Source organism: Bacillus sp. SIMBA_005, from assembly GCF_046535585.1.
In the GTDB taxonomy this organism is placed as follows: domain Bacteria; phylum Bacillota; class Bacilli; order Bacillales; family Bacillaceae; genus Bacillus; species Bacillus pumilus.
Window position 1 is genome coordinate 289,895 of sequence record NZ_JAWRWI010000002.1, and the last position, 14,145, is coordinate 304,039.

Below are 14,145 nucleotides of genomic sequence, written 5' to 3' on the forward strand. Positions count from 1 at the left end.
ATACGATGTAGGATTTGATTGATTCATTAAATGACAATGCAGTATTTTTTTCAAAAACAGAACTCCCATGGTCATGAAAGTTCTGTCCATCTAAGTGTCTCTTGTCATGACATTTGAAACCAAGACATATCCTGTGAAGGTGTATATGCGGTGATTCATTTTGATGAAACTTGTCGTAAATTGTTTCATGTGAAACATTTATCGTTAATTCCCTTCTACCAGCCTGCCAAAGCTTTCTGGTGAAAGTCCCGGTGAAATGCGGACGCGGTGCAAGGACATCATGCCTTGTTCATTTTTCGCATGTCCTGGTTCAGTGGTGACAGCCATTTGATAACCGGCTTGCTTCGCCAGTTTTAGCGTGTCTTCGTTATAGCGCCCGACAGGATAGCTGACCATTCGCGTACGCTGAGAAAAACGTTGATCAAAGAATGCCTTTGATCCTTTTAATTCCTCTTTCTGCTGCTCCTTTGATAAACGATTGAGCTCTAAATGATGTATTGTATGACTCTCGATCGACAGCCCATTTGCTATCATTTCATCCATCTGTTCATCCGTTAAATGGTTCGGACGGCCAATGGATTGCTCAATCATGAAAATCGTTGCCTTCATTCCATACTGCTTTAAAATCGGAAATGCCTTTGTATAGTTATCGGTATATCCATCATCGAATGTAATGAGGACACACTTCTCACTTGGCTTCGTATTTGTTGTGAAGACGCGGTACGCTTCTTCTGGCGACAGCGTGACATAGTCGTTGTCCTTCAGCCATTTCATATGAGCCGCAAACTCGCGCTTTGGTACCCGCAGCGAGTTACCACTGGAGATGCTGTGATACATCAAAATCGGAAGCTCTACCGGCTCCTCTTGCTCAATCCAGCTCTGTGTATCAATCTCTATCGCTTCTGCCTGCTGAATCTCTTCTGTTTCTTTTAATTGTAATGGACCCTTTTCCTCTTTGACCACCTGCTGGTTTCCTTCCGTTTGCTCCTTCGTTCCCATACAGCCCGAAATGAGCAGCGCCAAAAGACCAACCGTCATCAACATACATGTTTTTTTCATTCACCAATCCTGCTTTCTCTCTATCTATCGAATGATTATAACAGAAATTGGTTACTAGCTGATATCTATTTTGACAGGGTGTTCATTTTTTTACACATTTCAATCATTTCGATGGCAAGCAGATGAATGGTCTCTGTTGTGAGCATTTGATCTTCTGCATGTATTAGCAGCAAAGAAAAGGGAAGCTGTTCTGGGAAAACCCCTCCCTTGGCATTTACTTTTGCCTATCATCATAAACGAAAGTAGAACTCTTTGCCCAGTTTTTCTTTCAAGTCGGGAACCACGATATGGCTCATTCGTATGAATAGAAAACAAGAGGAGGGATGCATCATGGGTTCTTTTATGTTTGTTATTATGATGATATTGGCTTCTTTAGGAGCAATCATTGCCCATTTATTCACATCAAAGGATCAGCGTACGTCTGCTAAGCGTTCTTCACATCACAGTTCAACATCAAGTAACTATACTGATTCTTATACTCATCACGCTTCTGATGCCTCCTGCGGAGGAGATTCCGGGGATAGTGGTGGTGGATGTGACTAAACAAAAAAACAGCCGCTCGCTAATGAGACGGCTGTTTTTATTATTTTAAAGAGCCTTCCAGCCCCGTTCAATCAGATGTTTAACATCGAGTGCAAAATCCTCACCCTTTTCCATCACGTCCTGGGCTCTTCCGGCAAAGTTACTGGCAACAGCCAGCTCCATTTTTTTCAATTCAAAGTGCAAGATTTTTTGATCAATCTCTGCGATATATTTTTCATACTCATTGTTCACGATGTCATGCATGACATGATAAGCATCTTTTCGGTGGCGATGAAAGTCGGTTCCTCTCTCACCTTTCCATGACGAATCTAAAGCAGGCTTCTTGATTTCCTTTATGTCAGACTGCGCAAGATCTTGTTCTGTTCGAATATTGCTTTTGGCTGTCTTTAACCGAGAGATCATGTCATCAAATTCTGCACGTCTGTTTTCAATTCCCATATGCAGATGGTGTAGCATCTCGGATAAACTCATGTCATCCACCTCTATCGCACCTCATACGAAAGCACAGATCAGAGCCTTGGAAATGATCGACTCACTTGGTTTTTCCAAACCTGGCATTTCTATCGTTTGGCTTTCATTAAGTATAGTATAAGGTGAAAAGCCTCAGTCTTAAATAGGGAAAAGGTGTCCTTTTAGTGACGTGTTTGGAAGAAAAACGGAATAATACAAGGTCGTACATCCCGTTTTATATATGAGTCCTTAGATCTATATTTCGCATCATACCATGAAACCCATTAGAAAAATGATTGCCATTATTTTGCCGCAATCGCTTCGTCCTGTTCTTTTAAGGTTTTCACATTCGAGTGCGTGTCCTGGACATTTTTGGTTAAGGCTTCTTTAAAACTTGAGACCATTTCGTTCACCTCTGCCTCGCGTGCCGTCCACTTGGTTACAAATTCAAGGCTGTTTTCACCTGCTTTATCTGCTGCTTTTTTCATCGTTAATGCTTCGACTGCTTGGGAGACTTCATCTAGTTGATCCATAACTGTTTGGTAGTTTAATTTAATTTGTCCCATCTTGATATCCTCCAGGTTTGTTCAGCATGAAGGGGCTTATAAGCTGCTCCATGCTTTTGAGATCAAGCGTTTGGCGTCCTCTACTGCGTCTTCTCCTTTTTCAGCAAGACGTGCGGCGTCTCCAGCTAGGGAACTGGCAAAGGATAACGCTGCTTGTTCAGCTTCTAGCGTACTGATTTTGAATTCGATACGGCTCACGTAACGCGGGTACTTATCGTTTACAATCGTTTGCAGCGCATCATGTGCTTCATTCCGCTCTGATTTGAAATCCTGGCTTCGTTCACCTTTCCAAGAGGTCCCAAGCTTTGGCTGCTTGATTTGCTTCAGGTCTGTTTCTGCCGCATCTTGTTCACGTTCGACCTTACTTTTCGCCTTTTTCAGTCGAGCGATTTTTTCTTCGATTTCTGCTTTTTTACTTGTAATGCCACCATTTAGGGCAGACAGCATATCCGATAAGCTCATTATGGGTTCCTCCTCCTGACAAAAAATAAAAACGCTGCTTAGATTTCATCTAAACGAGCGTAAGGTGAATAGCACTTTTTCCATTATTGTTATTATAAGGTTCAAAGACTCACGTTTGAATAGGGATTTGTACCCTTTTTATGGGATAAATATGCTTTCATTCTGCTTCTCATTACCCCTTAAGACCTCTTTTATAGCGGGTCTTAAATCCTGATTATTTGTTACATGTCACATATAGCTATAAAGACCCAGGACAAACAAAAGCCGCTCGGTTGAGGAGCGGCTTTTGTAAACGGCTTATGAAGCCGATTCTTCTGATTCTTGTGGATTCTTAACGTACCAGATGAATTTCCCTGTATATCCATAAATAATAGCAAGAGCAATGGCAACAAAGCTCAACCACATAAATGGTAAATAAGAGAATGTGGATACGCCTAGAATTCCCGCCATATAAATCCCGTTATCTGACCAAGGGACCATACCAGACGTCATTGTTCCACCGACTTCAGCGTTTCTAGATAGAACGCGTCTGTCTATTTTCAATTTATCGTAGCTTTTTTCCATAATTTTCGGTGTAAGAATTAATGAAACGTACATTGCACATCCAAAAATATTGGCAAAGAATGCTACAACAAGTGTAGATAGGGTTACATTTCCTGCATTATATAATTTCTTCTCAAAAGTAGAGACAATCACTTTTAGAACGCCTAGATATTCAAGTACGCCACCAAACCCAAGCCCGAGAATAATGACCACTAAAGATCCAAGCATATTCACAATACCACCACGATTTAACAGCGTATTTAAGAAATCTACATCTGAATTAATAGAGAAGCCATTGTATGCAGAACCAATCGCATCTGCCGGATTCATTCCTTGGAAAGCCATTGCCCAAATAGATCCTAAAAGAGCACCAATGGCAATAACAGGCATTGAAGGTTTCTTAAATACGAGCAGTAATACAACCACTACTGCTGGGATGACCATCCAAATGTTAATGGTAAATGTATCATGCAGGGCATTTTTCAAAAATTCTACCTTATTTTGATCAATGTTGCGTCCACCATACATAAAGCCTGTAACCGTAAACATAATGGCCGTAATGACAAAGGCTGGTATGGATAAAACCATCATCGCTCGAACATGTGCCAGCACGTCCACTTTTGAAAGAGAGGAAGCGAGCACTGTACTATCTGATAATGGGGATAATTTATCTCCAAAATAAGCACCAGATAAGACGGCACCTGCCACGATCGGAAGTGGAATACCTAGCCCTTCACCAATTGCGATCATCGCAATCCCTGCCGTTCCAACCGTCCCCCAAGAGGTTCCTGTTGCAACGGACATGAGTGCACAGATGACAAGTGTAGCTAATAAGAAGATATTAGGATGAATAAACTCTAAACCATAATAGATTAACGTAGGTACAACCCCACCTGCAATCCATGTACCAACAAGTGCACCTACTGCAATTAAGATTAAAATGGCTTCTAAACCATTCGATATCCCTTTTGTGATCGCATTTTGAAGATCCTTATAGGAATGCCCCAATCGAATACCTAATGCGATAACCATAAACCATGAGATAAACAATGCTAGTTGAATATCCAATTTGAAATAAAGAGTAAAAGATAAAACAATTGCTAAAAACAAGCCAAGTACAGACACGACTTCTAACATAGACGGCAGACGTGGTGATTTCATTGTGTTTCCTCCCTTTGTGTACGCGTTAAGCGTTTTCAAAATATTGTGAAAAAAGTGTGTCAATTCGAAAGAAAGTGAATTGCCTGTTTTTCTCTATTTCACAGGCAATTCTACATATTAATAAAATAAAATTTTTGATATTATTATCGCTCTAGGAGCTCTGCACCCGCAATGCCAGGCTTTGTCATCTCGAATGGATTCAAAATAATATCAAGTTCTTCTTCTGTTAACACATCATTTTGCAAGCAAAGATCTCTGATCGATTGCCCTGTCAAAATGGCTTCCCTTGCGATTCTAGCCGCTGCTTCATAGCCTAAATGAGGATTCACGGCAGTGATCACGCCTGCGCTTTTTTCTACATATTCTTTCAAACGTTTTTCATTTGCTTCAATGTCCACTAAGCAATGATCTGTGAATGAACGGAATCCGTTATTCATTATACTAATAGATTGAAGTAAGTTAAAGACCAAAACAGGCTCCATCACATTTAACTCAAGCTGACCTGCTTCAGAGGCAAGACAGATGGTGTGGTCATTCCCAATGACCTGGAATGCGATTTGGTTAATGAGCTCTGCCATGACTGGATTGACTTTCCCAGGCATAATGGATGATCCTGGCTGACGAGCTGGCAATGCAATTTCAGCAAGACCTGCACGCGGACCAGAAGCCATTAGACGAAGGTCATTGGCAATCTTAGACATGTTCATCATGCATACTTTTAATGCGGCAGAGACTTCTGTGTAAGCATCTGTATTTTGCGTCGCATCCACAAGATGCTCTGCGCCTACAAGTGGAAGACCAGAAATATCGGCTAGCTTCTTCACGACGATCTCAATATAACGAGGATCTGCGTTTAGGCCTGTCCCAACTGCTGTTGCCCCCATATTGACTTCATATAAATGCTGTTTTGATTGGTTGATCCGCTTAATATCGCGGCTGAGCACGCGGCTGTAAGCTTCAAATTCCTGTCCTAAACGAATTGGAACAGCATCCTGCAGATGCGTACGTCCCATTTTGATCACATGATCAAATTCTTTCGCTTTCTTTTGGAATACGTCCTGCATCGTTTGCATTGTCTCAAGCAGAATGTCTAACTGCTTCAATACAGCAATATGGATCGCTGTTGGAAACGAGTCATTCGTTGATTGTGACATGTTTACATGTGTGTTTGGGCTTAAATGGATGTATTCACCCTTTTGATGTCCCATGATTTCTAGCGCTCTGTTTCCAATTACTTCATTGGCATTCATATTCATCGACGTTCCTGCGCCGCCTTGGATTGGGTCTACAATAAAGTACTCATGTAGCTTGCCTTCAATGACCTCATCAGATGCTTGTACGATGGCATTTCCAATTCCTTCATATAAACGCCCAACCTCCATATTGGCTTGAGCTGCTGCTTTTTTCACGATGGCAAAGGCTCTAATCAGTTCCTCGTGCATGCGGTATCCAGTTATCGGGAAATTTTCCTTTGCACGAAGGGTTTGAACTCCATAATACACGTCTGCCAGAATTTCTTTTTCTCCAAGAAAATCCTTCTCATAGCGATAAGTTGCTTGAACCATCTGATATGACCTGCTTTCTATAGAATAGTTAAATCACTAAATCTTCTGCGATCGGCGTTTCCATAATCTTTTTCACTTCTCTTGGGTCTGTTGTTTTACCTAGTGCCCACATGAGTTTCGGCACAATGGCCTCTGTGTTCATGTTTCGTGAACGTGCCACTAGTTCTTGATTGATTTTGCGTCCTACTTCATACACGCTCATGTCTTCTCCTTCTTCAAGACACTGAGTTGTGATGACAACAGAAATGCCTTCTTCGAGCAATTCGTTGATTTTCTCTAAAAGGTTTCTTCCTTCGAAAGGAATTCCGCCGCTGCCGTAGCTTTCGATGACGACTCCTTTGTATACACCTTTGATTGCATCTAAGAATTCAGGCTTTAGACCTGGGTGCAATTTCAAGAGACAAACGTCGGTGTTTAAGGATGCGTCTAATTTAAGCGGTTTCATTGACGATCTTTTTACTTTGCTATTGTATTCAATTTGATGGTTTTCAATCGATGCAATATATGGATAGTTAATACTTTCAAATGCATCATAGCTTTTCGTTCTTAATTTGATTGCGCGTGTCCCTTGAATCACTCTGCCATCAAAGACAACATACACGCCGCCTACGCCGTCACATGCAAAGCGAATCGCATCGGTAATGTTTTTCTTTGCATCTGTTTTCTTGAACGTAATCGGAATTTGTGAGCCTGTAATGACAATTGGCTTATCCGGATTTTGCAGCATATAAGATAGTGCTGCTGATGTATAGGCCATTGTATCGGTTCCATGCGTGACGACAAAGCCGTCATATTGATCATAATTTTCATAAATGGCTGTTGCGATATCCACCCAGTATTCAGGCTGCATATTTGTACTATCTATACTCATTAGGGACTTTGTGTCCATTGTGTAATCTGCATTAATTTCGTTTAAATAGCTTAAAAGGTCCTCAGCCTTAACACCTGGAGCCAAACCATTTTCACTCTCTACAGATGCAATTGTCCCTCCAGTGGTTAAAAGCAATAATTTCTTCAACAGGTCCACCTCTTTCAGTAAAATTACTTCGTTTGTCACACATATTATAAGCCAGCTTGTGCTATTCTATAATATACGCTTTACGCGTACCTTCATTGCCATTATAGTCACATAACGCGAATTAATCAAGAAATTATTACGCATAACGCGTACATTCTATTACAAAATATGATATACTGTTGTTGTATATAAAGGAGCGTTCATGTAATGATACTCGATCGTTTAACCACTCTTAGAAAAAAGAAAAAATGGTCTCTCCAGCATACGGCAGATCGCCTAGGTATCGCCAAAAGCACCTATGCCGGTTACGAATCTGGGTACCGACGACCTTCGCTTGAAGCAGTGAAGCGCCTGGCTGATTTGTATGATACGTCCATTGATTTTTTACTTGGAAGAACGGACGAGCCAGAGATACAACGTAAAATCTCTGATATCAAAATTGAACTGACGGAAGCAAAAGAAGGAACAATCCTTGTAGACGGCGTTCCCCTAAATGATGAAGAAATCAAACAGCTTGTTGCCTTTATTCGGGCGAAAAACACCCTAAAAGTATAAAACACAGAAAAGAGAGGCCCCTATTAATCGGGTGCCTCTCTTTCCTTTTTTCAGCTGCTTAAGAATAAGGAGAAGACAGCTGACTTAATTCCTCTAAGCGCCGTTTCGCTTCTTCTTTATTAAATGAACTATAATAGCGATAATTCTCATCATCTAAGATGCGGTAATGCTGACTCAGCACATTTTGCTGAAGACGAAATGTGCCTTTTTTGATAGACGTCCGCCACCAAACCTTTCCGCCGATTGTACGTTCCACCGATAGATGCAATTCATCATGTGCCACAACTTCCAGAATCTCAAGCGGATCATCCCCAAGTGTCCCTTTTAAAATGTCACTGTCCCTGAATAATGCACATACGGCCGCAGTTTGCGTCCAATTGAGGCGAAGCCTGTTTTTTTCAACCTGCTGCAAATGCCGTTTCGATAAACCAAGTACCTCAGCCATGCGGTCCTGCGTATAATTCTTTTCTTTTCGAATCCGTGCCATTTGTTCTGTGACGAGGTCGATTACCATCTCTTTATCCATCTCTCATCACCTCTCCGAGTGTTCAGTGTTTACTGACATCATACACGATTTTTTCGAAAAAGTGGCGCCTCATCCTTTAGAATATTGGAAAATACTACCTAGTTAATCTGCTCTTCGACCTGACCATGCTGCTGTCTCCAGCTCTCTTGGGCTGCCTGATTTAAATGTGGGTAGATCTCTTGTTTGACGGTTTGCTCGAATACTTCTTCATCTAAAATACTGTACGCTGGAATCTTAATCAATTTCCCATCTATTGTCCGAATGAGCACATCCATGAAGAGAAATCCTCTTACACTGTACCGATGCCTGCGCATATCAATGGATTGAATGTCATGAAAAGGGATCGTCCGCTCTCGATGCAGAACAGCACCATTTTTCCCACGCTGAATGCGAAAAATCACGTTTCCCCTCTTCGTAAAAGCCGGTAGAATCATCAAAAAAGAGATCAAGCCATAGAAAATGCCTAATAGTCCGCCTAAAAATAAAAACAATGTATAATTCGATTCAAATGTAAGAGCTTCTGAAAACAGCCAAATACCGATGATACAGAAGCCGCCCGTTGCTAAGAATGCCCATACCCTTAGAAAGTTCCTGCTTCTCACTTCTATTACATCACTTGGATTCAAGCGTCATTCTCCTTTTCTCCATTAGAATATAGAACGTAATCCGTCTCTATGAGCCGTCTCCACGCGAAATTCACTTTCTTTTATTCCCGACACAAGCCACGACTGTTTCTCACCTGGAATGACAAATAACATGGATTCCACATCAGGCGTATTATTTTTGTCGTAGACGACCTTCATTAGGGAGTCCATCTTTCCTTTTCTCTTCTGTACATCAGAAACAAATGCCTGCACGAGTTCTCCGTTCTCTGCTCGATGAAGGAAGGAGGGCCACTCATTCTTCGCCTCACTTGCTTGCTCTAATAGCTTTTCAAATTCCTCTGCTTGCAGGGTAATGACAGATTCAGGGTGATCACTCATCTTTATGTTGAAAAAGGCTGTCACTTGCTTCTCTGCCTGCTGGTCGTCTTTCAGTTTTTGAATCTGATGGACTTGTTGATCATACAGCGTATGGTGCGCATATACGCCCATCTGTGTCGTATGAAAGGAGGTACTGACTTCTTCATCTTCATCCCCAAATCGAGACGCCTTGACGGTGTGAGATGCGTCATTCATCGCCTGGATGAAATGACGGTATTCCGCTTTATAACGATATTGTCTGTTTCGAAATTCAAGTACACCTTTTGCGAGCAAAGAGCGACATGCAATTTCAAATAAAAACCCTAGGCGCTCGTCCTCTACATCAGGATAATAGGCTTCCTTTAAGGACATGCCTTGTTCAAAATAGCCTTCACTGTAAAAACTAAAGATGAGTTCCTCAATACTTAGACTTAGCTGATCCAACTTGATCTCTCCTTATCCAAAAGAAAATGCACCCTTAAAGAAATCGCCTGCACCTTTTATGAGCGAATCTGCGGTTTCTTTTGTTTTTTCTATCCCTTTATGTATCACCTGATTTGCCTGATCAATGGTGTCATTAACTGCTTTCACACCTTGACCCGCCAGCTCGAATGCTTGTTTCCCTTTATCCACGACCGCATGAATTGGGTCCTTTAATTTCACTGCAACCTGCTCAGCAAAGCCTGATGTCAGCTTGGCAACTTTTTCTCCTATAAATCCACCGACTGCGGAACCAATGGCTCCTCCAACGACGGTTCCAATCGGTCCCGCAAAGCTTCCAAGAGCTCCTCCGACAACGGCACCTGCGACAGACCCGCCAGCAATAAAGACCGTATTGTTCACTGCATTTCCAACAGCCTTCGCATTTTCACGCTTAAGGACTTCTGGCTGATCACCGAATTCTGCATAGTTCTCGGCAATTTTCAAACCACAACCGACCGTTTCTGTTGCGCCAGTGACAACCGTTGCAATGATGGCATTTCCTTTGGCGAATCTTGATCCATTTTTCAAAACAGACTTGATCGCAGCTGTGTCCTTCCAATTGATACTTCCTTTTGTAAAGTCACGGACACTATTCGTGAATGCAACTGTATCGTCAGGATAAAATTTTGTGAATTTCTTATGGACCAAATCAGCCATCGACCAGTTTGATCGTTTTAATAATTCTTTTTTACTCAGCCAAATCCTTGCTAGTCGGTCAAATCTCGTTCCTTCTACCCGGCTGGTCAGATCAAGCAGCAGCTTTGAATGCTGCGCTGCATAACGGCCATTGTCTTTAATGAAGGTCGTCATCCCAAGCCCGTAGTATTTCGCCTGCATCATCACAATACCAGCTAAGCTCGTGAGTGTACCATATTGATCATAGATACTGTACAATTTCCGTAAAATATCATCTGCTTCGACCATTTTATCTTTTGCATGACGAATCGCAATATCATCACTGCTCAATTTACTGATCAACGCTTGTCCTGCTCCCCATGCATCCCCGACGCCTGAAAAACAGCTTCTATACCGAGGATCACAGCCTAAAATGAGACCATCCAGTTCACTATGTAAATCGCGGTGCTTCGTTTCTATGACAGAAAGTTCGCCTACAACATCATTCGCCAGCCCTGTCAGCTGATCTGGATCAACCACTATGTCACGTGCCATCACATCATCTCCCTTCTCGGTTTCTTTCTCTCCGTTCTTCTCGTCTCTTTCGCTCAAGCTCTTCCATTCTGGCTATTTCAGCTTTCCGTTCCTCGATTTTACCTGCTGCATCGCGCAGTTCCTGACTTGTTTCAAGCAAATCCTTTTCGAATTGATCATAGCGTGCCGTTGTTTCCTCAAAGCTTTGATCAAATTTATTCCTTGCTTCTCCCTGCCAGCCTGATCCTACTGCCTTGAGCCGATTCACAAGCAGCTGCTTTGACTGCCGAATCTCCTCAGCTGCTTCCTGAAACTTTTGAGCGAGTGCCAGCGTTTGACTAGAATCCAACTTTCGCACCCCTTTCTCCCAATTTAACGTACAAATGGATGATTTTATATGTCCTCATTATAAATAAAAAGACACCCAAAAAAATCACCCTAAAGAACCATTCAACACATCACAAAATGAAAGTAGGTCTTTTTCCTCTCTAATTGCCAGAGAAAGCCTTTCTTGTTATGAAGCGCATTCAAGACGTGATAAAATGAACGTATTCTACAAAAGGAGTGACGTATACATGAAAGAAGAAATGATTCAGCGATTCACAAGTTATGTGAAGGTAGATACACAGTCGGATGCAGATAAGGAAAGCTGCCCATCGACTGAAGGACAGTTGAACTTAGCGAGACAGCTAGTTGAAGAAATGAAGTCCATCGGAATTCAAGAAGTGACAATGGATGAAAACGGCTATGTCATGGGAACGATCCCGTCTAACACAGAAAAAGACGTACCCACTATTGGCTTCCTGGCTCACATCGACACAGCGACTGACTTCACTGGCAAGAATGTGAAACCGCAGCTTCATGAAAACTATCAAGGCGGCGACATCACCTTAAATGAAGATTTACATATCGTTTTATCTCCATCACAGTTTCCAAATTTACAAAAGTATCAAGGACATACGCTGATCACAACAGATGGTACAACCTTGCTTGGTGCAGATAACAAAGCTGGTATCGCAGAAATTATGACTGCCATGCATTACCTGATCGAGCATCCAGAAATCAAGCATGGAAAAATTCGCGTCGCCTTTACACCAGATGAAGAGATTGGCAGAGGGCCGCACAAATTTGATGTGGATGCCTTTGGCGCTTCCTATGCGTATACAATTGACGGAGGACCGCTCGGGGAGCTGCAATATGAAAGCTTCAATGCAGCAGGTGCGAAAGTATCCATTAAAGGAAACAACGTCCACCCTGGGACAGCAAAGGACAAAATGGTCAGCGCTGCGAAGATTGGGATGCTCTTCCATAACAAGCTTCCTTCTGATGAATCTCCGGAATACACAGAAGGCTACGAAGGATTTTTCCATCTCACGAAGTTTGTAGGAGAAGTTGAAGAAGCAGAGCTGCAATATATTATTCGTGATTTTGATAAAGACAAATTTAACGATCGCAAAGCACTATTTGAAAAAATAGCAAATGACTTAAAAGCCATTTACGGAGAAAACAGCATCAATCTCAAAATTCAAGATCAATATTATAATATGAGAGAAAAAATTGAGCCGGTGAAACACATTGTGGATATTGCCCATGAAGCAATGGAAAACCGCTCAGTGACACCTGTGATCGAACCGATCCGCGGCGGTACAGATGGCTCCCAACTTTCATATAAAGGTCTTCCAACGCCAAACATCTTTACTGGCGGGGAAAACTTCCACGGTAAATATGAATTTATTTCTGTCGAGAACATGGTGAAAGCAACAGAAGTCATCGTTGAAATCGCCCGTCTATTTGAAGAAAAAGCATAGATATGTTTAAAACCGTTCCTGTTCGGGAACGGTTTTTTAATAAAAGTTTACAATTTTCTGAAACTTTTATGACACTTATTCGTACTAATAGAGACAACCCCAGAAAAATTCTTCTTGACGAGTGCAATAACTGGAAATATAATAGTTAAAAACAACCAGTATTTTAGACCTAAATTAGCAGATCATCTAAACCTTAAGAACTAAACCGATTTGCTGCTTATTTTCAGTTATAAACATCACTCACCCTGTCTACACTTAAAGAATAGGATGAATTGGAGGAATGTCATATGATGATTTTATTGATTATCGCTTCACTTTGCTGCTACTTACTATTCTCTTTCAAAAAAGATAACCGCACACCAAAACGAAAAAGCGCAGAGCTTTCGGAGTTTGAAATCTTTCGTATGCGCCGCCACTACAACGGAAAACGCCGTCACCCACTAAACGAGGCACCTAAACAAGTATAAATCTAAAGAAAGAGCCTCATAAGGGGCTCTTTTTGATTGAGTAAATAGCAAAAAACGACCAGATACAGTGGTCGTTTTTTTATTTATATACCTTTGCAGGAACTTGAATCATCGGAATTCCTACATAGTAAGGTGAAATCTCATATGGTTGGAAGACAACAGCAATTCCCTTTTTCGTGAAGTAATACTGCGTGTTGTAGTTAATTTCAATGTCTCTTTTTTTCAGGTTCGCATAGAATTTGCTTTTATGTTTCTTTGTGTAGTTATAAATATAATCTCTTACTTTCGTACGCTTTTTCTTTGTTTTCACAACGTCTGTCAAGAACACTTGCTTTGCCTTTTTCTTCGTTAGCACATAGTTCATGCTGGAAACCATCGTATCGCCGTGCATTCCACCATCATTCATGTAGTCATAGTTTAAGATACTGAGTTTCTTCCCATTGTTAAATTTCGTTTTAAACGATCTTTCGTACGTGATCTTCCCAAAGCCTTCCTTTTTCGCTTCGTCCTTTAAGAACAAGTAAGTAGAATAAGAGAACGCGATGTCTTCTTTTAAATCACGATTGATGGTTTTCATATGCGCCTTACTTAGGTTTTTCACCTGTGCATATTTAAACGTTTTTTTCTTTTTATAATAGTGTGTGCTTACTTTCGCTTTTTTTGCTTGTTTGGCATCCGCAGATCCAACTGGCGCAAACAACGAAACAATCAGTGAAAAAATGAGCAGACTGATCGTTAGGCCTTTTTTCATTGTCATAGTAAAAACCCCCATTTTTGTCTATTACCAATTGAGTATACCATGACAAAAGAACTAAAAGAAGCAATATT

The 14,145-nt window shown here is 41.4% G+C and carries 17 protein-coding genes and 1 pseudogene; 4 read left to right on the top strand and 14 right to left on the bottom strand.

Translation table 11 applies throughout. The features are described 5' to 3' along the window. Positions 1–204: 204 nt before the first annotated feature. Together SB660_RS04140 and SB660_RS04145 are read right to left on the bottom strand one after the other, a co-directional pair. Entirely contained in the window at positions 205–1,059 is an 855-nt protein-coding gene (locus SB660_RS04140; protein ID WP_410581488.1) for a polysaccharide deacetylase family protein, read from the bottom strand. A gap of 65 nt (positions 1,060–1,124) precedes the next feature. Further along, positions 1,125–1,250, bottom strand: a pseudogene (locus SB660_RS04145) (PTS lactose/cellobiose transporter subunit IIA); the annotation flags it as partial. Positions 1,251–1,389: 139 nt separating this feature from the next. Between SB660_RS04145 and SB660_RS04150 the strand changes: the two are divergent. Continuing rightward, positions 1,390–1,602: a hypothetical protein gene (locus SB660_RS04150; protein ID WP_257474592.1), complete on the top strand. Its 213-nt coding sequence runs from the start codon at positions 1,390–1,392 to the stop codon at positions 1,600–1,602. Positions 1,603–1,647: 45 nt separating this feature from the next. On the opposite strand, the gene SB660_RS04155 is transcribed toward SB660_RS04150, so the two are convergent. The 6 genes from SB660_RS04155 to SB660_RS04180 form a co-directional block, all read right to left on the bottom strand. Next, positions 1,648–2,073, bottom strand: a complete 426-nt coding sequence (locus tag SB660_RS04155) for a YwqH-like family protein (RefSeq protein ID WP_003214784.1) — start codon at positions 2,071–2,073, stop codon at positions 1,648–1,650. 281 nt (positions 2,074–2,354) lie between these two features. After that, on the bottom strand, positions 2,355–2,618 hold the full coding sequence (locus SB660_RS04160) for a YwqI/YxiC family protein (protein ID WP_180309838.1): 264 nt from the start codon (positions 2,616–2,618) through the stop codon (positions 2,355–2,357). Between the two features lie 36 nt (positions 2,619–2,654). Beyond that, positions 2,655–3,080 (bottom strand): YwqH-like family protein, encoded by a 426-nt coding sequence (locus SB660_RS04165; RefSeq protein WP_050944558.1) that lies wholly within the window; start codon positions 3,078–3,080, stop codon positions 2,655–2,657. 297 nt (positions 3,081–3,377) lie between these two features. Beyond that, the gene (gene nhaC / locus SB660_RS04170) at positions 3,378–4,784 is read right to left on the bottom strand and encodes a Na+/H+ antiporter NhaC (protein ID WP_180309837.1); all 1,407 of its coding nucleotides are present in this window, start codon (positions 4,782–4,784) and stop codon (positions 3,378–3,380) included. 143 nt (positions 4,785–4,927) lie between these two features. Continuing rightward, on the bottom strand, positions 4,928–6,349 hold the full coding sequence (aspA, locus tag SB660_RS04175) for an aspartate ammonia-lyase (protein WP_012011744.1): 1,422 nt from the start codon (positions 6,347–6,349) through the stop codon (positions 4,928–4,930). A 28-nt stretch (positions 6,350–6,377) separates the two neighbouring features. Further along, a complete protein-coding gene (locus SB660_RS04180; RefSeq protein WP_058013330.1) occupies positions 6,378–7,367 on the bottom strand; it encodes an asparaginase in 990 nt (329 codons plus the stop codon). A gap of 207 nt (positions 7,368–7,574) precedes the next feature. Here SB660_RS04180 and SB660_RS04185 point away from each other — a divergent pair, with 207 nt between their 5' ends. Continuing rightward, positions 7,575–7,922: a helix-turn-helix domain-containing protein gene (locus tag SB660_RS04185; RefSeq protein WP_003214932.1), complete on the top strand. Its 348-nt coding sequence runs from the start codon at positions 7,575–7,577 to the stop codon at positions 7,920–7,922. A 58-nt stretch (positions 7,923–7,980) separates the two neighbouring features. On the opposite strand, the gene SB660_RS04190 is transcribed toward SB660_RS04185, so the two are convergent. The 5 genes from SB660_RS04190 to SB660_RS04210 all read right to left on the bottom strand — a co-directional run bounded on the left by SB660_RS04190 (position 7,981) and on the right by SB660_RS04210 (position 11,391). Continuing rightward, entirely contained in the window at positions 7,981–8,448 is a 468-nt protein-coding gene (locus SB660_RS04190) for a helix-turn-helix domain-containing protein (RefSeq protein WP_012011745.1), read from the bottom strand. A 98-nt stretch (positions 8,449–8,546) separates the two neighbouring features. Next, complete coding sequence (locus tag SB660_RS04195; RefSeq protein ID WP_410581493.1) at positions 8,547–9,074, bottom strand: YfjD family protein; 528 nt, start codon at positions 9,072–9,074, stop codon at positions 8,547–8,549. A gap of 21 nt (positions 9,075–9,095) precedes the next feature. Next, positions 9,096–9,854 carry a hypothetical protein gene (locus tag SB660_RS04200; RefSeq protein WP_180309835.1) on the bottom strand — a complete coding sequence of 253 codons (759 nt, stop codon included), beginning with the start codon at positions 9,852–9,854 and terminating at the stop codon, positions 9,096–9,098. 12 nt (positions 9,855–9,866) lie between these two features. Next, entirely contained in the window at positions 9,867–11,063 is a 1,197-nt protein-coding gene (locus SB660_RS04205; RefSeq protein WP_144461480.1) for a DUF6861 domain-containing protein, read from the bottom strand. A gap of 4 nt (positions 11,064–11,067) precedes the next feature. After that, positions 11,068–11,391: a WXG100 family type VII secretion target gene (locus SB660_RS04210; protein ID WP_410581495.1), complete on the bottom strand. Its 324-nt coding sequence runs from the start codon at positions 11,389–11,391 to the stop codon at positions 11,068–11,070. Between the two features lie 226 nt (positions 11,392–11,617). On the opposite strand from SB660_RS04210, the gene pepT reads away from it, so the two are divergent. Both pepT and SB660_RS04220 read left to right on the top strand, forming a co-directional pair. Beyond that, positions 11,618–12,850, top strand: coding sequence for a peptidase T (pepT, locus tag SB660_RS04215; protein ID WP_058013326.1), 1,233 nt, complete (start codon positions 11,618–11,620; stop codon positions 12,848–12,850). 287 nt (positions 12,851–13,137) lie between these two features. After that, complete coding sequence (locus SB660_RS04220) at positions 13,138–13,317, top strand: hypothetical protein (RefSeq protein WP_041816054.1); 180 nt, start codon at positions 13,138–13,140, stop codon at positions 13,315–13,317. Positions 13,318–13,396: 79 nt separating this feature from the next. On the opposite strand, the gene SB660_RS04225 is transcribed toward SB660_RS04220, so the two are convergent. Further along, on the bottom strand, positions 13,397–14,074 hold the full coding sequence (locus SB660_RS04225) for a DUF3298 and DUF4163 domain-containing protein (RefSeq protein WP_410581498.1): 678 nt from the start codon (positions 14,072–14,074) through the stop codon (positions 13,397–13,399). Positions 14,075–14,145 lie beyond the last annotated feature (71 nt).